Source organism: Ruminococcus sp. MCC718 (assembly GCF_018783905.1).
Lineage (GTDB): Bacteria > Bacillota > Clostridia > Lachnospirales > Lachnospiraceae > Hominisplanchenecus > Hominisplanchenecus faecis.
The window spans coordinates 25,090-48,777 of record NZ_WQNP01000100.1; the positions used below are offsets into that span (position 1 = coordinate 25,090).

Here is a 23,688-nt window from a genome sequence, read left to right on the forward strand (position 1 = left end):
TTTAATCCTGACTTGCTTTTACTTCATACATATACAATTCATGCAGTGCCCTTGTCGCACAGATGTATCTGGCCTGCCGGTGCAGCGGCGTATTGTCCTGCGTCGTATAAAGTGCAAATACCTGGTCAAATTCCAGACCTTTTGCAAGATAGAAGGTCGTGACGGTCAGTCCCTTTTTGAAGTGGGTGCTGTCACGGTCTACCACAGAAAAACGATTCTCTGTATCCATGCCAAGCTCTTCCATCCGCTCTTTCAGATAAGCGGCACTTTTCTTTGCACGCTCCTGTGTCATCTCGATCACAGCGGCCGTCTCAAACTCTTCCAGACGCATTTTCTCAAGAACGGCTTCCAGTGCCGCCTTTCTGTCTGAAAATGTCTGCTCTTCCACTGGTTTTCCATGACGCTCAAACAGCTCCATATCGGATACATCTGAAATGGAATTGGCATAAGATGCGATCTCCATGGTGTTGCGGTAACTCTTGTTCATATTGATCTTTCGAATGCCACGACCAAAAACACGCGGCAGGAAACTTAAAACATCCCTCGTTTCCTCCTCCATGGTCTGGGCTTTATCTCCGAGGATCGTCATCTTGCAGGAGAACATCTTATCCAGGATCAGATACTGCATGTAGGAATAATCCTGCATCTCATCGATCACCAGATGACGGATGTTTCGGTCCATCCTGCGACTTTTCAGAAGATATTTCAGATACAACATCGGATAAACATCTTCATATTTCAGAAAGCGTTTCTCATAAGAAACCTGCGGCAGTGTCTCATAGCCGTATTCTTTCAGGAACCAGTTATACAACACGTACAGATCCGTACTGCGGTACATTTTCATGAATTTGCCGCGTACGATCTCGATCTCGTCATCGCAAAGATCTCTGCCGATCAGCGTTTCGTACTCATCAACCACGTAATCCATGACAGCCTGCATACGCTCCAGCAGCGGAATATCCGGGAAACGGTAATAAAACATCTCCGTCAGCTGACGTTCGCTCTTTGTCATGCCCTTGTATTTCAGGTCTGAAAAGCGCATCAGGCGGTCTTCCAGTCCCAGAACAAACTCATTGAGCTGCAATACAAAATCGATCGACTGTTTTTTGCGGCAGCTTTCTGCATGCTTTTCATCGAGAAGCTCTTTTTCGATCTGGTCACAGCGGTCTTCGCAGTCGCTGACCGTATCCCGGAGCTCCCTGTAGGCAAACATATCAAAACTCATCTCCCGGATATTCTCCTCGCCAAGCTCCGGCAGAATGTGGGAAATATAGTCTGAAAATACGCCGTTTGGCGAAAGTACCAGTACATTCGAGGACTTGAGATTTTCCCGGTCGTGATAGAGCAGATAAGCAATGCGGTGCAGTGCCACAGAAGTTTTGCCGCTTCCGGCCACGCCCTGAATCGCCAGAATCCGGTCCTGTGTGTTGCGGATGATCGCATTCTGCTCTTTCTGGATCGTCTTGATGATGTTTTTCAGTTTGACATCCCCGTGGCTGCCAAGCTCCTGCTTTAAAACCTCATCATCGATCTTGACATCACTCTCAAATGCATAAATCATCTTCCCGCCACGGATCTTGTACTGCCATTTGGAAAGTACTTCGCCCTCCATGCGTCCTGCCGGGGCATCATAGTAAGCTTCTCCTTTGTCGTAGTCATAAAACAGGCTGGAAACCGGGGCACGCCAGTCATAGACCAGCGGGAGTCTTCCAGATTCTTTTGAAAAATTGCCGATGCCGATATAAAACGTTTCTGCCTCTTCTTCGCCGTCGTAGATGAAATCCACCCGCCCGAAAAACGGGGAATCCAGCATCTTTTTGAATCTCCGGCGAAGATCCAGCTTCTCCTTGTTGGCATTAACCTGACCAAGCAGTGCCTGCTGATTATCAAAATCTTCGTAGCCATACTGGTCCATCTCCGTGTAGTTTTCCCAGTAGTACTCATGCATATTTTCGATTTCTTTCTGTCCGTGCAGGATCGCATCATCCAGTTTGCGGATACGCTCCTGCAATTTATCTAAAACATAGTTCAGATACTCTCTGCTGTCCATGTTATCATCCTTTTTATCATTTTAGTCGGAGAGACTTCCACCGGTATCCGTGGTGCGTCATTTTCCGCATCTAAGCATTATACTTTATTTTTTCCTGCGATACAAGGCTTGTTGCATATTTCTCAAAATCGGCAGCAGAGTGCCTGTGCTCTCTTTACATTCTTCTGTTTCCATGCTATCATTTATAATTATTTCCGCAGGAAAGATGCGGATTTTGAATGTTTACAAAATCGAATGCATCCGTCTGCAATTTTTTTTGTGGATTTTTTATACTTTGGAGGTTTTTTATGGTACGAAAAGCTGTTATGGATGACTTTCCTGTCATCCTGAATATTTATGCAACTGCCCGGGCTTTTATGGCAAAAACCGGGAACCCGACCCAGTGGGCAGACGGACATCCTTCCGCTGATCTGCTCCGGGAATGTATCCTCGCACAGAAGCTGTTTGTCTTCACGGATCCCGATGATTTTTCGCAGATCCGCGGCTGTTTTTATTTTGCCATCGAAAACGATCCGACTTATGCACAGATCTCAGAAGGCAGCTGGTTATCCGATGCCCCTTACGGCGTGATCCACATGGTCGCAAGTGACGGGCAGGTGCACGGATTTCTGCGAAACGTGCTGGATTTCTGCGAGCCGCAGACTTCCCATCTTCGCATCGACACACACCACGACAACAAGATCATGCAGCATGTGCTTGAAAAAAACGGATTCCGCAAATGCGGCATCATCCATCTTGCAAACGGTGATCCGCGTCTTGCCTACGAAAAATGCTGATCCGGCTCATGTTCTGATCTCTTTGCCGCCTGCACACACGCAAAAAGCTCCCCGGCTTTGTCCCTATGACATTGCCTGAGAGCTTTTTCTGGTTTTTCTTTTTATATTTCTTTTTTTTGTCTCTGTTTTTATTTTGCACGGAATCTGGCCAGGAAATCTTTTGTCCTTGCATTCTGCGGATTTTCAAAAATATCCGAAGGACTGCCTTCTTCGCAGATGACACCGTCCGCCATGTAAACGACATGGTTGGAAACGTCTCTTGCGAATGCCATCTCGTGTGTAACGACCAGCATGGTCATGCCTTCGTTTGCCAGTCCACGCATAACTTCCAGTACTTCACCTACCATTTCCGGGTCCAGTGCGGATGTCGGCTCGTCAAAGAGCAGGATCTCCGGCTCCATCGCCAGAGCACGGGCGATCGCCACACGCTGTTTCTGTCCGCCGGAAAGCTGACGCGGCTTCGCATTGATGTACGGGTTCATGCCGACTTTTGTCAGATACTGCATGGCCTTTTCTTTTGCTTCTTCTTTGTTTCTTTTCAGAACTTTTGTCTGTCCGATGATGCAGTTCTCAAGAACCGACATATTGTTGAACAGATTAAAAGACTGAAATACCATGCCTACTTTTGCACGGTATGCTGCCGCATTGACCTTTTTATCCACCACGCTGTCTCCATGAAATACCACATCCCCGGAGGTCGGTGTCTCCAGAAGGTTGATGCAGCGAAGCAGTGTGGATTTGCCGGAACCGGAAGAACCGATGATCGATGTCACATCGCCCGGATGTACAACAAAATCAATGTCTTTGAGAACGGCGTTGGCACCAAAAGATTTGGACAGGTGTTTTACTTCCAGAATCGCATCTCTATTCATTTGTCTCTTCCTCCGTTCACATCAGTTTCGATATTTCTCTCTTTGTCAAAGCTTCCTTCTCCCGGATAACTGTAATTTCCGCTCGTATGTGCCAGCTGATCGGTCGTTGCCAGATCAAAACTTGCCGGTCCATCCAGTTTGGACTCCCAGAAGCGCAGAAGTCTTGAAAAGACAAAGGTCATGATCAGATAGAGGACCATCGCTACAGTCATTGCCTCAAACCACCAGTAATAAGCTCCGGCTGTCTGTTTTGCCGCATAATACAGCTCGATAACACCGATTACGGACAGTACCGAGGAGTCTTTGATGTTGATGATCAGGTTGTTGCCGATCTGCGGAATGATGTTTCGCAGCGTCTGCGGGAAAATGACGTACAGCATCGTCTGAAAGTGCGTCATACCGATTGCTTTTGCACCTTCGGTCTGTCCCGGATCGATCGATAAGATACCGCCTCGCACGGTCTCTGCCATGTAGGCTCCGGTGTTGATCGACACGATAAAGAATGCAGCGAACCACATTCCCATAGTGATGCCGAGATACTGCATGGCACCAAAATAGATAAACATCGCCTGAACGATCATAGGTGTTCCGCGGAATACTTCCACGTAGATGTTCAGGATCAGTTTTACGATAAACAACAGGGCTCTTTTGATGATGGAATCCTGTTTGGACACCGGAATGGTCTGCACGATGCCGACCGCAAAACCGATCAGACATCCGACAAAGGTACCCACCAGGGCGATCAGCAGGGTGCTTCCTGCCCCGCGAAGGAAGGATGCACTGTAGTGTGTGACCAGATAAACGACTCTGGCCCAATAGTCTGTTGGCAAAGTACTGCTCATAATACATTTCCTCCCAAACGTGTTTATTCAGACAATGGCTGTACGGAGATCGCTTCGTTCATCATCTGCTCATAGTCTTCTTTTGTCATTTTCTCCAGAACGCTGTTGATCTCATCCACCAGTTCCTGATTGCCTTTCTTTACAGAGATACCGATGTTGATCTCTTCGTCAGATACCTGATAATTGTCATCCGAAGAGGAGAAATCCAGCATTTCCATATCCGGATAAGCCACACAGGCTGCCATTGCAGTCGGCTGGTCGGTACAGATCAGGTCACATGCTCCGGATTCCAGAGATACCAGCATCGTTCCTGTGGTTTCATAAGCCGGCAGTTTGTTTACATCTTCGATCTGATCAAGGCAGGTATCATACCATACGGTGTTGATCTGAGAAGTAGCCGTTGCACCCTTTAAGTCTGCCAGACCTTTTGCATCTTTATACGGTCCGTCCTTTTTTACCAATGTCACGATGGATGCATAATAATACGGGTCTGTGAAATCTACGGATTCCAGACGTTTTGCGGTAATAGACTGTCCTGCGATCGCACAGTCAATGGCTCCGGAACTTACCGATGTCGGAAGGCTGTCCCAGTCCATCTTTACGATCTCCAGATCCCAGCCAAGCTCTTCACAGATGTGTTTTGCCATCATAACGTCATAGCCGTATGCATAATCAGAAGAACCTGAAATCGGAACGGCTCCGTTGGAATCATCGCTCTGTGTCCAGTTGTACGGTGCATAGGCACATTCCATGCCGACACGCAGGGTTTTCTTTTCCCCGGAATCCGCTGCTGCCGCATCGCTTCCTGCTTCACTTTCTGTTTTGCTTCCGCCATCTGTGGATGCTGCCTGCTTGCTTCCGCATCCTGCCATAGACATCGTTACTGCTGCTACAAGTACTGCTGCTAATGCTTTTTTCTTCATTGTTCCGCTCTCCCTTTCAATCCAGGAAACCTGCCGTGACAGTTTTCCTTTACATTTTAAATTTTAAATTTGATAAAAAAGGACAGAGAAGTCCAGAATCCGACCTCTCTGTCTTCTTGTTATCATACCTCAGCCATGCTGCTTTGTCAACGTCTGTCAGTTAAAAAATCTGGCTCCCATATAGCCCACCTGGCCATTTACGGAAACCTTGTACCATCCGCCCTCATCTCCTAAGAACTCTACGGTCGTACCTGCCTCAAACTGACCGATGATGTTGTCACCGTAGTCCGGGTAAGAACGCATGTAGCATGCGGAATTGATCGTCATGTAAATCGGCTGGGCAGCATCCGTCTGCGGCGTTGTCACATCCTGCGTGTTATTGCTGTAGTCACTGCCATCGGTCGTTGCATCATTGCCTGCATTATCATATGTACCGTCGCTGCTCTGTGAGCCATTACTGTATGTGCCGCCACTGTTCTGTGAAGCATTGTTTGCGGAATTGCTGCCATTTTGGCTGTTATCTGCTGTACTTCCTTTACTGTCTGTACCTGCATTGGAAGATGTTGAACTTTCGGTCTGCTTTTCTGTCGCTTTTTCCGTCTGTTTTTTGGTTTCTTTTTCGGTCTGTTTTTTGGTTTCTTTCTCTGTCTGCTTTTTCGTTTCTTTTTCAGTCTGTTTCTTTGTCTCAGTTTCTTTTCCGGTCTCTGTCTGTGCCTCTGTATTTTTACGGATCACAGCCGGATCACTGTTTCCATTGACCTTTGAAGAATAAATCTTCAGTCCCAGGATTGAACCGCCGATGATCAGTATCACGACAACACCGACCAGGAAATAACGCAGGTTATCCGATAACCATTCTTTAAAATCTCCCATTTGGATCCTCCTTGTTTTTGATTTTATGCTGCAGCCTTTCACAGATACTGCTTTTCACTGTGCGAAATAACTGCACTGTCTGTAAGTATATCATGCTTTCCTGCTATAATCCAGTGAAATATTTTTCCAGATGCTCCCTTTTTCATCAGATTTTTCGGATCACATCTCTTTTTACCGGATTCCGTACTCTGTATACAAAATACTGGCTTTCACGTGTATTCTGCCTGAACAAAAATAAGAAGAAAGTGGAACTCTTCTTCAAAAATTCCTCTTTCTTCTTATTTTATATCATTCTATTTCATATTGTTTCTGTCATCCGCTTTCAGCAAACGCACCTTACAGTTCGTTTCCGTTCGGTGTGCCTTTCAGATAACTCATGGCATTATCCAGTGTCACTTCACTGATCGCCGCCAGTGCTTCTTCGGTAAAGAATGCCTGATGAGATGTCACCATAACATTCGGGAAGGATAACAGTCTTGCAACGGTCGAGTGCTCCAGGATCGTCTCGGACATGTCTTCGTAAACGGAACCGTTCTCTTCTTCGTACACATCCAGACCAACGGCAAAGAATTTGTTCTCGCGGATTCCCTGGATCAGGTCATCTGTCTTGATCAGTCCGCCTCTTGAGGTGTTGACCAGGATCACACCGTCTTTCATTTTCTGGATCGTGTCGATATTGATCATGTGATGTGTCTCTTCCATCAACGGGCAGTGAAGGGAGATCAGGTCAGACTGTGAAAGCAACGTATCCAGATCAACATATTCTACGAAATCCAGATCTTTGTTCGGGTACATATCGTAGCCGATCACTTTCATACCAAATCCGTGGCAGATACGTGCCATCGCAGCACCGATTTTTCCGGTTCCGACGATACCTGCTGTCTTTTTGTAGAGGTTGACACCCATCAGTCCGTTCAGACTGTAGTTGTTCTCACGTACTTTGATGTACGCTTTGTGCGTGTGGCGGTTTGCCGTCAGAGCCAGTGCCATCGCATGCTCTGCAACGGCTTCCGGTGAGTAGCTCGGTACGCGTGTTACGGTCATGCCGTAGCCTTTTGCTCTCTCGAGATCTACGTTGTTGAAGCCTGCACAACGCATCAGGATCAGTTTTACCTTGCATGTATTTAAAATATCGATTGTCTCCGCACTCAAGTCCATATTTACGAATGCACACACGGCTTCATAACCGGCAGCCAGCATTGCTGTCTGAGGAGTAAGATTCGGCTCAATGTATACAACATCCAGATCTTTGTATTCTTCTTTGTCCAGATACGCATCAAAAGATTTTATGTCATAACTTTTCGCACCAAAAAACAAAATTTTCATAATTTTATTGCCTCCTTTTCTTTTCTTGTTAGTATGAACTTACAGACATATTATATACAAAAAGCAGAGTAATGTAAAGGAAACAATTTCTCATCTGGAACCTCTTTCATCCGTTGAAAGCCATATCAGATGCAAGACCATATCCCGTCACTGATAAATGAGGTCTTATTTTGCGGCAGCTGCCAGGATCTCTGCCGCTTTCTCATAACCTAATTCTGCGGTATTCAGGCAAAGGTCATAATGATTACGGTCACCCCAGGTTTTTTTTGAAAAATAATGATAATAATTGCCCCGCTGAACATCTCTTTTATGTAATTCCGTGACCGCATTGCTCTGTGCAACACCATCCACTCTTATGATGCGTTCTGTTTTTGCATGCTGGTCGCTACTGTAGATAAAGACATTTAAAAGTTCTGTTTTGTCTTTCAAAATTTCAGCCGCACATCTTCCAAGAAAAATGCACGGTCCTTCGGACACCAGCTGACGCATGACTTTTGCCTGAGCCTCGTAGATCTCATATGGTTTTGTGATCTTGTCAAAATCGCTGGCATAGCTGGTCGCCATGGCAATACTGTACAGGATGCTTCCCATACGTTTCTCGTCGTAATCTTTCATCATGCCAAGGTCAATGCCGTATTTTTCGCTGGCAAGTACCAGCAGTTCACCGTCATAAAACGGGATTCCAAGTTTCTCTGAGAGAAGCTTTGCGACCTCCCGGCCGCCGCTTCCGTATTCTCTGTCAATTACGATCGTTTTTCCTCTCATTATGCCTGTACCTCACTTTGTTCAAACTGGCTGGTATACAGATCTGCATAGAATCCGCCTTTTGCCAGAAGTTCTTCATGATTTCCCTGCTCTACAATGTCACCGTCACGCATGACCAGGATGATATCCGCATTCTTGATCGTGGACAGGCGGTGTGCGATCACAAAACTGGTTCGTTTCTGAGTCAGCTGATCCATCGCCCTCTGGGTCAGAAGCTCCGTTCTCGTATCGACGCTTGAGGTTGCCTCATCAAGGATCAGCATCGGGCTGTTCTGGATCATTGCCCTTGCGATCGTGAGCAGCTGTTTCTGTCCGGCTGAAATCGAAGTATTGTCTGTCAGAATGGTATCATAGCCCTGCGGCAGTGCTTTGATGAAGCTGTGGATGCCACACGCCTTGCAGGCATTTATCATCGTTTCTTCGGATACATTTTCATTATTATATAGAAGATTCTCACGCACACTGCCCTCGAACAGCCAGGTGTCCTGGAGCACCATGCCGAATTTTCTGTGGACATTTTCTCTTGTCATATCTTTTGTGTCCACACCGTCAATCGTAATGGTACCGCCGGTTGGCTCAAAGAATCGCATCAGCAGGTTGACAAGTGTCGTTTTTCCGGCACCGGTCGGACCGACGATGGCTGCTTTCTGTCCCGGTTTTACGTGAACGGAGAAATCGTGGATGATCTCTTTGTCCGGCACGCTCGGGTAGGAAAATTTCACATGGGAGAATACCACATCGCCCTCTACTTCTTCTACATTTGCCATCTTTGCGGATTCATCTTCCAGCTCTTCCTCGGAAAGGAACTCAAAAACTCGCTCGGAAGCGGCTGCCGCGGACTGGATGTTTGTCATACCCTGGGAGATCTGACGCAGCGGCTGTTCAAACAGACGCACATAGATCAGAAATGCCGTGATCACGCCAAAGGTGATCTGACCTTTCATAACGAGCAGGGCACCGATGATGCAGACTGCCACATAGCCGAAGTTTCCGATAAACGTCATCAGCGGCTGCATCAGTCCGGATAAGAACTGTGATTTGTAGTTTGCCGTTCTGACATCTCCGTTTAATTTTTCGAAACGTTCTCTGACTTGTCCCTCTGCTCCGGAAATACGGATCACATCATGACCGGCATACATTTCTTCGATGTAGCCGTTCAGCTCACCCAGGCTTCTCTGTCGGTCGGTGAAGTAGCGCTGGGAGTGTTTCATGATTAGCACCATCAGCACCAGACCGAGCAGTGTGGTCACAACAGTGGTCGTTCCGAGAATCCAGTTGGTGTAGTACATCATGATCAGACAGCCGATAAACTGTGCCACTGCTGATACGATCGCTGCAAGGCTGTTAGAAAATGCCTGACCGATCGTGTCCACATCGTTCGTCACACGTGAGAGCACATCCCCATATGAATGTTCTGAGAAATACTTCAGTGGCAGGCGGTTGATCTTTCCGTCAATATCTTTTCGCATACGCTTGGAAAGTTTCTGTGTCACCGTTGCCATGATAAAGTGCTGTGAGAAACTGCACAGGGCACTGATCAGATACAGTCCGAGAAGAAAAACTGCCACTTTGAAAATGCCGTTCATATCGATGCCGTCATCCTGATGGGCTGCCCGGAACTCATCGCTTAAACGGATGTTGTTCACGATGTTCTGTGCAAGCTCGGAGTTTTTGTCCGTCAGGTCGAGATTCTGAAAATCAATACTTGACGGATCGGTTCCCTCCGGCAGATAGTCCATGATATTGATCTGTCCTGACTGGATCTGTTTCTGGATATCTTCCTGGACTGCTTCGGTGGAAATCCCGCCGGTCAGTCCGTTATATATATAATCTGTGATCTTACTGATCTGATTCGGTCCTGCGATCGTCAGAACTGCACCTAATGCCGCCATGATCAGTGCAAATAAAATGATACCTGCTTCTTTTTTGCAGTAAGAGAACAGATTGCTCAATGCGGCTTTCAGATTCTTTGGTTTTTGTCTTTTTTTATGCATGATTCCGCATCTCCTTTACGCAAGTTCCGCTTTTGAAAGCTGAGATAAAGCAATTTCCTGATAAACTTCACAGTTTTTCATCAGTTCTTCATGGGTTCCGATACCTGCCATCTTTCCGTCATCGAGTACGATGATCTTGTCGGCGTGGCGGATCGTTCCGATACGCTGTGCCACGATCACGCAGGTGGTACCTTTCAGGTCGGTGGAAAGTCTTCTTCGCAGTTCTTTATCTGTTTTATAATCCAGGGCTGAAAACGAATCATCAAAAATCAGGATTTCCGGATTTCTGGCGATTGCACGGGCGATCGAAAGTCGCTGTTTCTGACCTCCGGAAACATTGCCGCCGCTCTGTGCGATATGGCTGTAAAGACCTTCTTCCATTTTATCAATAAATTCCTGTGCCTGCGAGATATCGATGGCTTTCTTTACATCCTCTTCGGTGATCGCTTGTGCCGCCTCACCAAACGCAACGTTTCCTTCGATCGTATCGGAGAACAGGACTGCTTTCTGTGTAACATATCCCATCTTGTCATACAGTCCGCGGAAACTGTAATCTTTTACATTTTTGCCATCAATCAGCACTTCGCCCTCGCTGGCATCGTAAAGTCTTGATGCCAGACCTGCAAGCGTTGATTTTCCGGAACCGGTCGCTCCGATGATGGCAAGTGTCTCGCCCTGGTTTACCTGGAAACTGATGTGTTCCAGACAGTTTTCTGCGGCTCCCGGATAGCGGAAGGACACATCGTTGAATGTGATGCTGCCTTTTTCTTCCGTCTGTCTGCCGTCATCTTTTCCTTCTCTGACTGCGATATCGGAGTTCAGCACTTCATTAATACGGCCTGCAGATACCTGTGCTCTTGGAAGCATGACAAAAATCATAAGCAGCAGCACAAATGCCATAACTACATACAGGGCATAGGAATTAAATGCCACTACATCACCAAGCATATCCGCCCTTGAACCGATGGCCGTGAATATTTCCGTCATTGTTCCGTTTAACGGAATTGAAATGTCATCAACCAGTTTTGCTCCCAGCCAGTAAATACCAAGAGATAATGCACTCTGTACAAAAATCATCACCGGGAACAGAAATGCCATGCCACGCATGGTGAACATCTGCGTTTTCATCAGATTTTCGTTGACGTTTTCGAATTTGTCTTCCTGATATTTTTCGGCATTGAATGCACGGACCACTTTCAGTCCGGTCAGATTCTCGCGGGTCACACGGTTGACGTCATCGACCTGTTTCTGTACAGTCTTGAATTTCGGAAGCAACACTGCCATCAGGGTTCCGATCACGACCATGATCAGCACGACTGCTGATGCCGTCAGAACGGATAACTGCCAGCTCTTGCCGACAATCTTCACGATCGCCCAGGCTGCCATGATCGGTGCTTTGATCATCACCTGCAGTCCCATGGCTACGAGCATCTGAATCTGCGTGATATCGTTTGTCGTACGTGTGATCAGACTTGAGGTAGAAAATTTGCTGATCTCGCCCGCCCCAAAATCAAATACCTTATGGAATACTTTTCCTCTGACATTGTGACTGAAATCTGCTGCAATCTTTGCAGCCAGATAACCGACAATTACCGCCAGCAGGGCACTTCCGAGTGCACATGCCAGCATCTTCCCGCCTGATAACAGATAATCTGAGATCGTATTGCTCTCAGAACTGATCAGAACGGTGATTTCTTTTGTATAGTCCGGCAGTTTCAGATCCAGAAACACCTGACCTGCGATCAGAAGAACGGCAAGAAACGCAAGTCCTTTGTCCTTCTTTCGCATATCTTTCAACAAATGCCACATATGATTCACCTTTCTTTCTTCTTTATCTTCCAGATTTTTTCCGGTATTTTTTTATTCTTGCTCTTTTTCATTTTCCGGCTGTTTTTCCACAGACCAGACACTTACCTGATAATCGACCAGCCGCTTTCTCCAGGCCTTGTCATCCAGTGTACTGTGTCCGGTATCGGTAACGCGTTTCATCACATAATGCATCAGAATAGAATTTACGGAAAGGGCTGCCATCTCAAAATCCATCTCTTTGACTTCCCCGGCTTCCATCTTTCTTTTCAGAAGTGTCGGCAGCCACGGAATCCGGTTCTTCCAGATGCTTCTGACCTCTTCTTCTGACAGAAATTCCCTGACACCGTTCTCACGCACCATCATGCGGATAAATTCTAGATGCTCATCGATCACCGTCATAAAATTGATATAGGCTGCATCCAATGCCGCATCCAGCGGCAGTTTTTCGTATACATCCTGCTTTTCCGGCTCCTGAAGCTCCTGAAACATTTCCTGCATATTGCCGGTGATGACTTCTTTGAAAATTTCTTTTTTCCCACCTGGAAAATAATGATACAGAAGTCCGTCCGCCAGATCCACACTGCGGTTGATCATACGGACCGTCGTTCCTTTATAACCATTTTGTGCAAACAGATGTTGTGCCGATGTGAGCAGTTTCTGTCTGGTTGCCGCCGCCTGCTCCTGTCTCTGATTTTTTGTCCCCTGACTGCTCATTTTCACACCTCCTGTAACTTTTCGTTCAACATTTGTTCAACGAGAATATAGCACCATGCCCGGTATCTGTCAACGACTTTATATTTTTTTCATTTTCTTTATCTTTTGTTTGTCGCTTTTTGCTGTGTTTGTCACTCTTTACTGGTAAACAACTGAGATTTCTCCATTTTTTTCTCACTTTTTTATCTTATGATAACGTGGTATTTTCTTATGCTTTGTGTTAAAATATCTGCGGATTCCTAATCCTTTACGGCATCTTCTGCCCGCAGCATCATGAGCAGATTTTCCATGATGTCGGGGGCAACAGATGCCCTGTAAATAGTTTCCGAAATTTATTAATTAATAAGAAATGAGGTCTTTTATTATGAAGAAAAAAATTGCTATGCTACTGTGTGCCACACTGTTCTGTGCGTCTGCACTGACCGGATGCTCAAATCTTGACAACGCCGGTACAACCGCTTCTTCCCGTTCTGCTGCCGATTCAGTCGTTGCAACTGAAAGTGCCGCAGAATCTGAAACTGCTGCGGATACTGCTGACCATTCCGAGACAGCTGCTGAATCTGAGGCTGCTGATACCGAGGCATCTTCTGAAAATGTGACAGCAACCGAAGCTGCCGCTGATATCTCCGATACCACGGTTGCCGGATGGCAGTTCGTTGTCGAAAAACTGGAAAAGAACAAATCTCTGGAAAACGTCAGCGTTGACCTTGGATACACCGGCGTTGAGACAAATGATTATGTGAAGGAAGCTTCTGACGGAAACGTTTATTATCTGATCAAAATGCAGATCAACAAAGATGGCAGCACGGAAGCTATCGACTGGGCTTCCCTGAAACTGACCGACAGCGATGGAAATGAATACACCCGTATCGACGATGAATTTCTGACCAACCTCGGCATGACACGTATGGCAGGTACCAAGCTGAACTTTGGTTCCAACGAAGGCTGGATCGCTTTCGAGATCAAGGAAGATGCTTCTGGTCTTACCTTATCTTACCCGTTTGAATCCGAAACTTATTCCTGTGAATTACCGGATCTTCAGTAACTGTTTTTCGGAAGTTCAAACAAGAACCTGAAACTATGATCTCTATGGCATTTTTGCCGCAAATATCACGATACAAGGAGTGTTTTTATGAAAAACAAAGTGCTTTTATCCCGTCTTTGCATCTGTACTCTGACTGTTTCTCTGCTTGCCGGCTGTTCTTCCGCCGGTTCGACTTCCGAAACAGCAAACAACAGTGAAACAGAAAGCATTTCTTCGGAAACAGCTTCCGAAACATCTTCTGAAAGTGAATCTGCAACGACTGCTTCCGCTTCCTTTGCTTCTCTTGAAAAAACGGATCTGTTTGAGCAGCAGAACAGCATTGATGAAGCCCTGCAGCAGGAGGCATCCGCCGGATATTCTTTTGAAGAACCAAATGTGATCGTCAATCCTTACGGCAATTCTCCGCTGACTGCTGTCGCTGCCTTCCACACAGATAAAGAGCTTGGCGGCACGGTCACCGTCAAAGGAAAAGATGAAAAAAATGACATTACCGGAACTTTCGAAGCTGCGACGGATCATCTTGTCCCGATCTACGGGCTGTATAATGGCGCTACAACAGAAGTAGTCCTGACACTGGAGGATGGCACTTCCACAACCGTAGAAGTTACCACCGAAAAAACTGATATCAACGTCGGCACGATCGAGACAACCATGAGTGATGATTCTGCCTATGATTATTCCAATCTGACCTTTGTCTGCTCTTCTGCCGGTATGCTCTACGCACTGGACAGTGCCGGTGACATCCGCTGGTACTTCACAGATGGCGGAGTACTTGGCGTTCATCAGCTGAAGAATGGTCATCTGATGATGCCGACTTCTTTTCTTCTGAAGAGTATGTACTACAAAGCAGGTCTTCAGGAAATCGATCTGAGCGGCAAGATTTATCACCAGTACATGATCCCGGGCGGTATGCACCACGATTTCCAGGAACTGCCGGACGGCAATCTGCTGGTTGCCGGAGACAGTCCGGATCTTTCCACCGTAGAAGATTATGTTGTGGAGATCGACCGTGAAAGCGGCGAGGTTGTCTGGGAATTAAACGCAGCTGATTTGATTGGCAAAGAAGACGGACAGTCCGCTTCGATCGCAACCGACGGTTCCGATGAAATCGACTGGTTCCATAATAATTCTCTGTGGTACGATGAGAAAAATGATCTGGTTCTGCTTTCTGCACGCCATAAAGATGCGATCATCGCCATCCACAAATCGGACAAATCCCTTGCCTGGATCCTCGGTGATCCTGCCAACTGGAATGGCGTAGATAAAAAATATTTCTTCACCCCGACCGGTGATGATTTTGAATGGCAGTATGCACAGCATCAGATCACTATGCTTGATAACGGTGATATTATGATGTTTGACAATGATACTGCAAAAGTAAAATTAAGCGATAATGACAACCGTGTTTCCGGCGATGATATCTACTCCAGAGCTGTCGTTTACCATATCAACACCGATGATATGACAATCGAACAGGTCTTTGAGTATGGAAAAGAACGCGGACCAGAGTGGTATTCTGACTGGATCTCCGGTGTAATTTCCCTGGATGGCACAAAAGACCAGCTCTGGATCACAGCCGGTGCCAACCTCTATGATGAAGAAAACAACCGCTATGATCACTATCCGACCGACATGATGAAGCAGGGACTGATCAAACGCACCCATATCGACCAGGTATCAAACGGCACACTTGCTTACGAGATTCTGATCTCCGGCGATACTTATGCGTCCCTGACTTACCGTTCTCTCCGCCTGCCGCTCTATACCGAAGGAGCCACACTTGATGTAAATGCAAAAGGCGAGCTGCTTGGAACACTTGGCGAAACTGCCACCGCAGATTACACTGCACCGCTTGATGATGCTGCAGCACTTCCGGATGGCTGGGAATTTACCCTGGATGATGCGAAATTCTCTTTGAAAGGTGCGTACACTACAGACAAAGCTTCCGATGCACTGGAAGATGCTTACGTGATCTTAGTAAGCGGAGATGAGACAAAAGCTTACGCACTGACCCAGTATGGCACTGCCGGTGACGATGCAACAAAAGTTACCGTTTCCGGATGGGTTTCCCCGGTTGGTCTGGAAGGCAAGACCTGGGATATTTACCTTTCTGTCGATGGGCAGGTTTATGAAAGCGGACATTCCATCGCATTGTAAAAGATTTGCACAAAACATGAACTATCTGCAGGTCATCTCAGGAAGTATGCTTATTTCTGATTGATTCTGTATAAAAGACCGGGGATTTCTCACACAATGAGAAATCCCCGGTTCTATTATTCCCTGTCTTTTGCTAAATGATAATCTTTCAGGCATCGTTTCAGCCCTTCCTTCGCATCACTGAAAAGGATTCCTCTCTCCTTTGCTTTTGTACAGTCCATCCACAGATTATGTGCCGGCGGCACTTCTTCCGGTTTCCTGTCACTTTTCAGGAAGTGCAGCATTTCACAGGTGATATCATACATCGTCTGCTTCGTTTCACTTCCAAAATTGTAAACACCTCCCGGAAGCATAAAAATCTTCGGCATATTTTCCGCAACTTCACGAAGATAGGTGATCCCCCGGTACTGTTTTCCAAACGTCAGAACCTGCTTTTCGTTTAACAGCATACGAAGATAGTTCGACCGCTTTGTCGGATAATCATACATCCACTCTGCCCGCAGCATCACTGCATCCGGCTTTACATCCAGAACCCTCTGTTCCATCTCCAGCTTATGCCTGCCGTAAACATTACAGGGACTGGCATCTTCCTCCTTATATGGACCTTCACCTGCACATCCGCGGTATACCTGATCCGAACTGAAACAGATCAATTTTTGTTCTTTCGCTGCTTTTGCAAGAAACAACGGCAGACGCACATTTGCTTCATAAGATGCCCCCGGATCTTTTTCACACGTCCCGACATCTGAGATTGCTGCTGTGTGGATGATAACGTCTGCTCTGCTTTTCTCAATCATGTTTCGGATCTGTTCTTCGCTCATACCTCGCATGGACGGTGCCGCAACCGTATCATCCAGATCCTGCATCAGACGATTGCCCACAAAACCATGAGCACCTGTGATTAATATTTTCATGTTATCGCTCGCTTTCTATATTCTGACAACAGCCAGTTTAATCGTTTCGATTCTTATATACATGTATAAAAAAATGTTAGTCAAATCTTAGTCAATTATAAGAAAGAGCACCCTTTTACAGGATGCTCTTTCTTTTGTTTTTGCCGTATTTTCGGGCTTTTTCTGTCAAGCTGGAAAAGGGACTTGAACCCTCGACCCCTTCATTACGAGTGAGAATGACACTCATCGTTACAACTTGATTTTATCACGTTTTCTTTTATTTTTATTGCTTCTGACTACTTTTTTGACTACTTTTTAATCTGCTACTATTCTATATATTTTTTCTTGTATTGTCAAGCCTTTTCTGACTCTTTATACCCTCTCCACTTTCTTCAAGTACACCCATCCTGAGCCGTTTTTCAGTCTGCCGAATCCGTTCTTTTCCTCTGTGATCACGTACTTACCTGGCTTCAAAAACGTTCTGGCAGCACTGTAAGTTTTAGCCGGTCCCGTTCTGATCGGAACATTCGCAGTTTTCGGCTGTACCTTATATGGCAACTTGGAGGATGTGTAGACCTTTTTTCCGGCATCGTTGTAGACATGATAACCGGCATGCTGATCTGCACACCGCTTGGCTTTCTTGATCGTCTGAAACGCTCCGATCTGGCTGCTGGCGTTCTTCCAGGTCTTGCGGACACGGTACCATGGTTTGTCGGTTGCTGGAAGAATATCGCCACTCTGCCCAGAAATGGCTTGTTTGAAGGCATCCCATGTATACGTACCTGTATTGTATACATACGGATTCGGGCAAATTTTTCCGGTTACATCATAGTGGCGAATGACATGATCTGCAGGGATGTTGTATTTCTTCATCAGGTATCTGGTCAGCCCAATAGCAGACTGTACTGTTGCTCCTTCAAAATACCAGTCCTTATCTGTTGCCCCAAGACTCGCCGCGTTCTTCTTTCGCACGCACATCTCGATTCCGATACTGTTGGCATTTCTGCATTCTGGATGCTTATAGCTGCTCGCCCCACAATGCCAGGCAATATTCTGATCTTCCACACACTGCCAGATTTCGCCGGCGAAACCGACAAAATAGTGTGCAGATGCCCCGCGGTTACCACCACCATAGTATGCACAATTTTCCTGTGCTCTGCCCAATGCTCCGACATAATGGATCACAATATATTTGATCCTGGAAATATTGCCGGGATTATAATTGTAATTTGAAATCATTCGGTTAATCTTGTTCATAGTCTCTACCGCCTTTCTCAGAGGACGCTCATGCGTCCCCTTTTTTCTCTGCTTTCTGTGTCAGTATGTCGATTGCATTGGCGATCACTGCCGGCAGCGGTATGCCCATCAGTCCGGCATTCTCTACGATGCTGATCAGTTCGTTGGCAATAAACCCGATGATCACCGCATCACGGATGTAATCCACACCGATTGCCAGATCCAGCCGGTACGCCACCAGAACAAACAGCAGCGTCATACATTTCCTGCACAGACCTTTCCAGCCTGCCCGGCTTTCCAATGTCCCTGTTGACGTTTTCTTACTGTTGTGGAATACCCCGGCAACGATCAGACCGGATATGTAATCGATCGCCATAAAAATGATCAGCGTCATCAATGCCTGATCCCAGCCGCCAAAAAAAGAAGCAATCGCCCCACCGACTGCTCCAATACCTGTACATAACATTTCTTTTTTCATCCTCGTTAGTCTTTCCTTTCTTGGTCAGATGTGTTAATATGTATCTAACCAAGAAACAATCTAAGAAGTCTTGTGGGCATTGGTATCGCTCAACACAAGGCTTCTTTTTCGTTTACGGTTGCAAAAATTACAATAAAAATGGACCTCTACGGTCCTGCTCTGATGATACTTCCTCGATTAATATTCATATGTGCAGTCATCTCCATTTGCAATCAGCTGCAATCTGCGTTACGAGTGGCATGGTAGTTTACCGTAGCCCTCTTTAGTTAATTAATTCATATTCAGTGCTTCTCGAATCGCTTCCAGATCATCTGTTGTCAATGCTGGATAATCCGCTGCAATGTCCTCGAATACTTCTCCGTTCTTAATTCTGATGCGGAATGCTCTTACCATGATTTTTAATTTCAATGTGCTTAATGTTTTCATTATGCTTCTCCTCCAATCAAATCAGCCATCGTTAAAACAAGGTCATCTGTTGCACTTTCAAGTGTATCAGTACGCTGTTCTACTTTATCCAGTCGTTCCTCTGCGGTCGGTTGTGGCTCAGGCATTTCTGTTTGTATCTTCTCCATTTCAGCAATCTCTTCTGCTGTCATATCTCTGTATACCATTCCCATCACTGGTACCTCACGGGTACGGGTTTCTTCATGTTCCTCAGATATAATGTTACCCTTTTCATCGTATTCTGGTGGAACGGTTACTGTGTATTCTTCTGTTCGTGTTCCTGTTTGTTTGTATTCTGCTACTTTCATCGTTACCTCCTAACAAGCACTAACAATCGAGTTTCTACTGGATATCCACCATTTATATTGACCGAATGAAAGGCAAAACGCTTGCTGTCAATCCTTAATAAGGATGGTTTTCCCGCTCGTTGAACATAATCTGCTGACGATGGGGTTGAATGCGACAAATAGCTATATTCGATTAAGCCGTATTGTGAATTAAGGAACTGTATCTTTTGGCAACCGATAGAAATCGTATTATTAGATAATGATCCGCCAAATGAAGCGAAACTTTCAGCGGTACTGCTGCCGTTGTTGCTTGTACGTAAATATACCTGATCAGCCTTAGGTGCTGCTCCGCTTTTAAAATAGCAAATCATTTCTTTTGTATCATCTGGGACTTCAAACGATACTTCTTGTGTTAGTTCTGCTAAAGTCTCATCCATGATTATTTGCCAGTCTCCCGTCCAAGCCCCCATCCGCTCTCTAGCAGCCGTCTGTTCATCTGCTGTCCATGCTACACCTTTTCCATCGCACATGGCAGCTTTGACGGCATAGTCAATGGTTTCAGGGACTATTGGGCAAAATTGGTTTCTTCTCTCATCGATTTGATTATTTGTAGCAGAAACAATCCTAATTAATCCGGTTGCATTATTTGCTCTATACAGCCCGCCGTTATTAGGATACGCATCTATAGAAATTAATCCTGCTCCTTTTGTTTTTGTACATAAAGGTATCTCAGCAACCCCATTCTGTACAATGCTTTTACCGTCAATTTGCACATCCAGGTCACTTGCACTGTCAGCCCATTCGCAGACGAATGTGCCGTCTTCGTTGACTGATTTTACCCGAATAATTTTGCCGATAGTTGGGGCTTCGGCTGGTTTGGTAATTTTATCTTCCTTTAACAAATCAATTTCTGTTGCATTCTTCTGGATCTGATCCGCTGATTCCTGGATTTCTTCTTTCGCTGTCTCGGCTCTTTCTGCCGACTTTTCCGCTGAAACTGCACTCACCTGTGCCGCTTTTGATGCCGCTTCTGTAACTTCCCTATCTGCTGCCGTTCCGCTCTTTGCTTTCTCAGCGGCTTCTTTTGCCTGTACTGCATCGTTCTTTGCGGTTTCTGTTTCCCTCTTGGCTGTTTCCGTGGCTGTCTGGGCTTTCTTTGCTTCTGTCTCTGCTGATTTCCTAGCACTCTCTGCTCGATCAGCGGATTCAGCAACTGCCACAATTGCCTGCCGGAACAGTTCCCCCTCTTCCGGTGTGGCATGGGCTTCCGGTTTCGGCCTTGCCCGGACTTTCATGCTGACACGATACTCCGTCTTTCCAGAATCGCCGTTTTCGATGTACACGAACGCATAGATTGTATAATCCTGCGTTGTTCCGCCGCCATCCAGCAGTGTATCTGGGATAGGTACCTCAGTAACCCCCTCTTTCGTCACACCAATCCTGGTGACTGTTTCGCCGATCCGCTCTGTTGTCGAAAACTGAACCTCGACCGCCGCCGGGAGCTTCACGCCCTGGATCCGCAGTGTCTGTCCATAATCCCACTGCCACAGGTCACTGACTGCCTGGCAGTAATGCTGCCCTGCATCTATGACTGCTGTTATCATGTATTTCTCACCTGCTTTCTGTAATTGATTGTTACGAAAATGTCAGTTTCAACGCCGCACGCACACCACACGGTGCATTATTGATTGCGTTAGTTGTGTTCGGCATAGTGGCTGCAACAGAAACCATGTTTCGGTTAATAACGCCACGGTAGGACGATGCCGCTACCAGTGTGGATGCATTCCCGCCATAGACATAATTTCCGTTCTGCCTGATCTGCAGTCCAGTTGCTGATTCTATCGTAACAGAACTGCATCCGACAATCGGTGTCGATACCGGGATACAGAACTGCACCTCCTGTCCCATGGATGTCACATAGCCTGCTGTGAAACATTCAACGCTTATGCTGTCACCCTTGGTCAGGATATTCATGTTTCCGACCACATACCAGTATGATCCGCTGTAGACCAGTTCCAGGACTGTGTACTGCTCGATCAGTTCTGCCGGGATGTTGCTGTTTTTGTAGTAGATCGGATTCGCTCCGGTGGCATTGACATTCAGTGTTGGATTTGCAACTGTGTTTGCATAATTGAAACGGACTGTGATCCGAGATCCTACTGCCAGTTTGAAATTTGACAGACTCACTGTTTTTTCTGCGGTCGCTCCCGATGTATAGCACACTGCATAGTGGGATATACTTGATGATCCATCAAAATTCATACCGTCAACAGTCACTGCCGTTTTTAATTTCGTTGCTGTTCCGGCGTTTCCAGATATGTCTGTCTGACCGTTTTCAATCAGATTATCAAACTTGTTGAACATAGCTGGTGTCATTAGACCCGGTGTAGTTGCAGTAACTGTAGGGATAGACACACGACTATATCCATCTCCAACATTCAGATCTAAGAGTTGATTTTTTTCATCATAGCTAAGGGTCAGCTCTTCCCATGTTCCATCAGCACACAGGAAATTTCTCCACATACTTTTATCCGGTGCTGGAACCAATCCCGCACTGCCGTTGTTCATAGAATTTGCCCCGGTGAAGTCCTTGATATCAGCCAGTTTATTTTTCTCTTCCGTAGTATAGTCATTCGTAGATAAACCCTTACCTGTTACTTTATCTACTTTTGAATCTAATGCATCCTCTTTTACTTTTTCAATTGATTCTTTAACAACTGTATCTTTAATATCTCCTACCGCCATCTCGATATCTTTTTGCAAATCCTCCTGCGTCACCATGCGTTTCACGTTTCCAGCATCAAAACATAAATAAGCCGCTCTTCCATCCTGTGTATTTGGATCACCTGAAAGAACCACTGCCCACTCTGCTGGAAGTAATTTTTCCGGATCAAATTTCCCATACTCACCTCTACGCATCTGTATAGCCATTATCTCACCCCTGACTTTCTATGATTGTTCTTACACTTTTGATATTGCCATTACAAGAGCTTTCCAAAAGTTGTGCTTTTCCAAAAGAGAAATTCGCATGTGTAACAAAAAAGTAAAACGAATTTTGTCTTCCATCTGTAACAGTTATACAATCTCCTGCAACAATACTTGGATCGCTTGAACATGAAATTGATAACTCCCTTGCAAAATACCCTGTTGAATGATATATACCACAAAGTTCAGCAAGATCCTTTATCTTATTTGCATATGTTGCATCTACGCTACAATCAATAACAACTCTTATAACACTACTATTTTCGAATACGGTATTACGATCAAACCATAAATTTCTAATCTGCTTTTTGTTATTTGAAGCATACTCTATTTGAAATCCTGTAATCCATATAATGTCAGTACTTATTTTTTTACTCAAAACATTGTATATATGAGCATCTCTTACTCCAGGATGTTGGGCACCGTTTAGAGAAGTACCAGATGAATAATCTTTAAAATCTCCTCCATCTTTATCATCTTCCACTCGATACGCATATGGACTATTCCTGAATTTTCCACCGTTAATAATGTTATTTTCATACGGTAAACTTTCAAAACTATTTATAATGGATTGTAATTTTAACGTTCCATCTTCTGAAATTCTCCAATAAGAAAAAGCTATTTTGGCACAATATCTCAGCATATCTCGAAAAGTCAAATTAACATCTTCCGGCTTTTCTTTGATTCTTACGCTATCCAGTATGTCCTAGTAAACTGATTCTTGGACTGTTTCTACTGGAACACCGCAAATTTTACACGCCTCTTTGACAATATCAGTACAATATGCTGGAAACTCCAACGTGCTTTCGGAATAACTTTTGTCAAATTTTATCATGTCATCGTAAGCTGTAATTTCAACTGTCAACTCCGTAAAATACGCTGTGTCAATCGTATAAGTGCCTTTCGTTATGATTTCCACTGTGCCATCTGGTAATTTAAGCCCTACCCCTGCTTTAATTTTTGCTTCCCTGAAATCCACATCATCAAATTTACCATCTGAATTATCCAGAGTCGCTTTGTACTCCTTGGCAGCAGCAGTTCCAATGGCAATATTATTACTATCATCTGTCACAAGATCATCAATGCTATACGCCAAAAAATCTCCCGTTTCCATTTCAATCTTGACAGAACTTTTGCTCAATGTGTAAGCATCATGTATTGAAAATTCTCGATTTTTCTTGATTGCTTCCTTATATGCATTGCTCGTGCTTATCATCAA

The 23,688-nt window shown here is 45.5% G+C and carries 22 protein-coding genes; 3 read left to right on the forward strand and 19 right to left on the reverse strand.

The features are described 5' to 3' along the window. Position 1: 1 nt before the first annotated feature. Positions 2-2,050 carry a UvrD-helicase domain-containing protein gene (locus GPK60_RS09030; RefSeq protein WP_215659438.1) on the reverse strand — a complete coding sequence of 683 codons (2,049 nt, stop codon included), beginning with the start codon at positions 2,048-2,050 and terminating at the stop codon, positions 2-4. A gap of 287 nt (positions 2,051-2,337) precedes the next feature. Between GPK60_RS09030 and GPK60_RS09035 the strand changes: the two genes are divergently transcribed. Continuing rightward, positions 2,338-2,826, forward strand: coding sequence for a GNAT family protein (locus GPK60_RS09035; protein ID WP_173865526.1), 489 nt, complete (start codon positions 2,338-2,340; stop codon positions 2,824-2,826). A 128-nt stretch (positions 2,827-2,954) separates the two neighbouring features. Here the strand turns inward: GPK60_RS09035 and GPK60_RS09040 are convergent, their stop codons facing one another. The 9 genes from GPK60_RS09040 to GPK60_RS09080 all read right to left on the reverse strand — a co-directional run bounded on the left by GPK60_RS09040 (position 2,955) and on the right by GPK60_RS09080 (position 12,944). Continuing rightward, positions 2,955-3,698, reverse strand: coding sequence for an amino acid ABC transporter ATP-binding protein (locus GPK60_RS09040; protein WP_022118772.1), 744 nt, complete (start codon positions 3,696-3,698; stop codon positions 2,955-2,957). Further along, a complete protein-coding gene (locus GPK60_RS09045; protein ID WP_022118773.1) occupies positions 3,695-4,540 on the reverse strand; it encodes an amino acid ABC transporter permease in 846 nt (281 codons plus the stop codon). Before GPK60_RS09045 ends, GPK60_RS09040 begins: the two co-directional genes overlap by 4 nt. A 23-nt stretch (positions 4,541-4,563) precedes the next feature. Then, positions 4,564-5,463, reverse strand: coding sequence for a transporter substrate-binding domain-containing protein (locus tag GPK60_RS09050; RefSeq protein ID WP_022118774.1), 900 nt, complete (start codon positions 5,461-5,463; stop codon positions 4,564-4,566). 156 nt (positions 5,464-5,619) lie between these two features. Beyond that, positions 5,620-6,336, reverse strand: a complete 717-nt coding sequence (locus tag GPK60_RS09055; protein WP_215659441.1) for an SH3 domain-containing protein — start codon at positions 6,334-6,336, stop codon at positions 5,620-5,622. Between the two features lie 336 nt (positions 6,337-6,672). Further along, positions 6,673-7,662, reverse strand: coding sequence for a 2-hydroxyacid dehydrogenase (locus tag GPK60_RS09060; protein WP_022118776.1), 990 nt, complete (start codon positions 7,660-7,662; stop codon positions 6,673-6,675). A 165-nt stretch (positions 7,663-7,827) separates the two neighbouring features. Then, positions 7,828-8,427: a cytidylate kinase-like family protein gene (locus tag GPK60_RS09065; protein ID WP_022118777.1), complete on the reverse strand. Its 600-nt coding sequence runs from the start codon at positions 8,425-8,427 to the stop codon at positions 7,828-7,830. Then, on the reverse strand, positions 8,427-10,421 hold the full coding sequence (locus GPK60_RS09070) for an ABC transporter ATP-binding protein (protein WP_173865524.1): 1,995 nt from the start codon (positions 10,419-10,421) through the stop codon (positions 8,427-8,429). The genes GPK60_RS09065 and GPK60_RS09070 overlap by 1 nt, the downstream gene beginning before the upstream one ends. Before the next feature lie 15 nt (positions 10,422-10,436). Then, a complete protein-coding gene (locus tag GPK60_RS09075) occupies positions 10,437-12,230 on the reverse strand; it encodes an ABC transporter ATP-binding protein (RefSeq protein ID WP_215659445.1) in 1,794 nt (597 codons plus the stop codon). Positions 12,231-12,281: 51 nt separating this feature from the next. After that, complete coding sequence (locus GPK60_RS09080) at positions 12,282-12,944, reverse strand: TetR/AcrR family transcriptional regulator (protein ID WP_022118780.1); 663 nt, start codon at positions 12,942-12,944, stop codon at positions 12,282-12,284. A gap of 364 nt (positions 12,945-13,308) precedes the next feature. Between GPK60_RS09080 and GPK60_RS09085 the strand changes: the two genes are divergently transcribed. Then, positions 13,309-13,989, forward strand: coding sequence for a DUF4352 domain-containing protein (locus GPK60_RS09085; RefSeq protein WP_022118781.1), 681 nt, complete (start codon positions 13,309-13,311; stop codon positions 13,987-13,989). A gap of 87 nt (positions 13,990-14,076) precedes the next feature. Further along, positions 14,077-16,146 (forward strand): aryl-sulfate sulfotransferase, encoded by a 2,070-nt coding sequence (locus tag GPK60_RS09090; RefSeq protein ID WP_215659448.1) that lies wholly within the window; start codon positions 14,077-14,079, stop codon positions 16,144-16,146. A 116-nt stretch (positions 16,147-16,262) separates the two neighbouring features. Here the strand turns inward: GPK60_RS09090 and GPK60_RS09095 are convergent, their stop codons facing one another. The 9 genes from GPK60_RS09095 to GPK60_RS09135 all read right to left on the reverse strand — a co-directional run bounded on the left by GPK60_RS09095 (position 16,263) and on the right by GPK60_RS09135 (position 23,685). After that, a complete protein-coding gene (locus GPK60_RS09095) occupies positions 16,263-17,060 on the reverse strand; it encodes a sugar nucleotide-binding protein (RefSeq protein ID WP_215659453.1) in 798 nt (265 codons plus the stop codon). A 351-nt stretch (positions 17,061-17,411) separates the two neighbouring features. Beyond that, the gene (locus GPK60_RS09100) at positions 17,412-18,296 is read right to left on the reverse strand and encodes a peptidoglycan recognition family protein (RefSeq protein ID WP_215659456.1); all 885 of its coding nucleotides are present in this window, start codon (positions 18,294-18,296) and stop codon (positions 17,412-17,414) included. A gap of 28 nt (positions 18,297-18,324) precedes the next feature. Then, complete coding sequence (locus tag GPK60_RS09105; RefSeq protein ID WP_215659459.1) at positions 18,325-18,753, reverse strand: phage holin family protein; 429 nt, start codon at positions 18,751-18,753, stop codon at positions 18,325-18,327. 270 nt (positions 18,754-19,023) lie between these two features. Further along, positions 19,024-19,179 (reverse strand): antitoxin, encoded by a 156-nt coding sequence (locus GPK60_RS09110; protein WP_215659462.1) that lies wholly within the window; start codon positions 19,177-19,179, stop codon positions 19,024-19,026. After that, the gene (locus tag GPK60_RS09115) at positions 19,179-19,505 is read right to left on the reverse strand and encodes a hypothetical protein (protein ID WP_215659464.1); all 327 of its coding nucleotides are present in this window, start codon (positions 19,503-19,505) and stop codon (positions 19,179-19,181) included. The genes GPK60_RS09110 and GPK60_RS09115 overlap by 1 nt, the downstream gene beginning before the upstream one ends. Positions 19,506-19,507: 2 nt before the next feature. Beyond that, complete coding sequence (locus GPK60_RS09120) at positions 19,508-21,088, reverse strand: hypothetical protein (RefSeq protein ID WP_215659467.1); 1,581 nt, start codon at positions 21,086-21,088, stop codon at positions 19,508-19,510. A gap of 31 nt (positions 21,089-21,119) precedes the next feature. Continuing rightward, positions 21,120-22,415, reverse strand: a complete 1,296-nt coding sequence (locus GPK60_RS09125; RefSeq protein WP_215659469.1) for a hypothetical protein — start codon at positions 22,413-22,415, stop codon at positions 21,120-21,122. Between the two features lie 4 nt (positions 22,416-22,419). Further along, positions 22,420-23,112: a hypothetical protein gene (locus GPK60_RS09130; RefSeq protein WP_215659473.1), complete on the reverse strand. Its 693-nt coding sequence runs from the start codon at positions 23,110-23,112 to the stop codon at positions 22,420-22,422. Positions 23,113-23,175: 63 nt separating this feature from the next. Continuing rightward, positions 23,176-23,685 (reverse strand): hypothetical protein, encoded by a 510-nt coding sequence (locus GPK60_RS09135; RefSeq protein WP_215659475.1) that lies wholly within the window; start codon positions 23,683-23,685, stop codon positions 23,176-23,178. Positions 23,686-23,688 lie beyond the last annotated feature (3 nt).

Bases quoted from the DNA above. Each gene is read 5' to 3' on its own strand.
- GPK60_RS09030 (WP_215659438.1), bottom strand. From the start codon at position 2,050: ATGGACAGCAGAGAGTATCTGAACTATGTTTTAGATAAATTGCAGGAG.
- GPK60_RS09035 (WP_173865526.1), top strand. From the start codon at position 2,338: ATGGTACGAAAAGCTGTTATGGATGACTTTCCTGTCATCCTGAATATT.
- GPK60_RS09040 (WP_022118772.1), bottom strand. From the start codon at position 3,698: ATGAATAGAGATGCGATTCTGGAAGTAAAACACCTGTCCAAATCTTTT.
- GPK60_RS09045 (WP_022118773.1), bottom strand. From the start codon at position 4,540: ATGAGCAGTACTTTGCCAACAGACTATTGGGCCAGAGTCGTTTATCTG.
- GPK60_RS09050 (WP_022118774.1), bottom strand. From the start codon at position 5,463: ATGAAGAAAAAAGCATTAGCAGCAGTACTTGTAGCAGCAGTAACGATG.
- GPK60_RS09055 (WP_215659441.1), bottom strand. From the start codon at position 6,336: ATGGGAGATTTTAAAGAATGGTTATCGGATAACCTGCGTTATTTCCTG.
- GPK60_RS09060 (WP_022118776.1), bottom strand. From the start codon at position 7,662: ATGAAAATTTTGTTTTTTGGTGCGAAAAGTTATGACATAAAATCTTTT.
- GPK60_RS09065 (WP_022118777.1), bottom strand. From the start codon at position 8,427: ATGAGAGGAAAAACGATCGTAATTGACAGAGAATACGGAAGCGGCGGC.
- GPK60_RS09070 (WP_173865524.1), bottom strand. From the start codon at position 10,421: ATGCATAAAAAAAGACAAAAACCAAAGAATCTGAAAGCCGCATTGAGC.
- GPK60_RS09075 (WP_215659445.1), bottom strand. From the start codon at position 12,230: ATGTGGCATTTGTTGAAAGATATGCGAAAGAAGGACAAAGGACTTGCG.
- GPK60_RS09080 (WP_022118780.1), bottom strand. From the start codon at position 12,944: ATGAGCAGTCAGGGGACAAAAAATCAGAGACAGGAGCAGGCGGCGGCA.
- GPK60_RS09085 (WP_022118781.1), top strand. From the start codon at position 13,309: ATGAAGAAAAAAATTGCTATGCTACTGTGTGCCACACTGTTCTGTGCG.
- GPK60_RS09090 (WP_215659448.1), top strand. From the start codon at position 14,077: ATGAAAAACAAAGTGCTTTTATCCCGTCTTTGCATCTGTACTCTGACT.
- GPK60_RS09095 (WP_215659453.1), bottom strand. From the start codon at position 17,060: ATGAAAATATTAATCACAGGTGCTCATGGTTTTGTGGGCAATCGTCTG.
- GPK60_RS09100 (WP_215659456.1), bottom strand. From the start codon at position 18,296: ATGAACAAGATTAACCGAATGATTTCAAATTACAATTATAATCCCGGC.
- GPK60_RS09105 (WP_215659459.1), bottom strand. From the start codon at position 18,753: ATGAAAAAAGAAATGTTATGTACAGGTATTGGAGCAGTCGGTGGGGCG.
- GPK60_RS09110 (WP_215659462.1), bottom strand. From the start codon at position 19,179: ATGAAAACATTAAGCACATTGAAATTAAAAATCATGGTAAGAGCATTC.
- GPK60_RS09115 (WP_215659464.1), bottom strand. From the start codon at position 19,505: ATGAAAGTAGCAGAATACAAACAAACAGGAACACGAACAGAAGAATAC.
- GPK60_RS09120 (WP_215659467.1), bottom strand. From the start codon at position 21,088: ATGATAACAGCAGTCATAGATGCAGGGCAGCATTACTGCCAGGCAGTC.
- GPK60_RS09125 (WP_215659469.1), bottom strand. From the start codon at position 22,415: ATGGCTATACAGATGCGTAGAGGTGAGTATGGGAAATTTGATCCGGAA.
- GPK60_RS09130 (WP_215659473.1), bottom strand. From the start codon at position 23,112: ATGCTGAGATATTGTGCCAAAATAGCTTTTTCTTATTGGAGAATTTCA.
- GPK60_RS09135 (WP_215659475.1), bottom strand. From the start codon at position 23,685: ATGATAAGCACGAGCAATGCATATAAGGAAGCAATCAAGAAAAATCGA.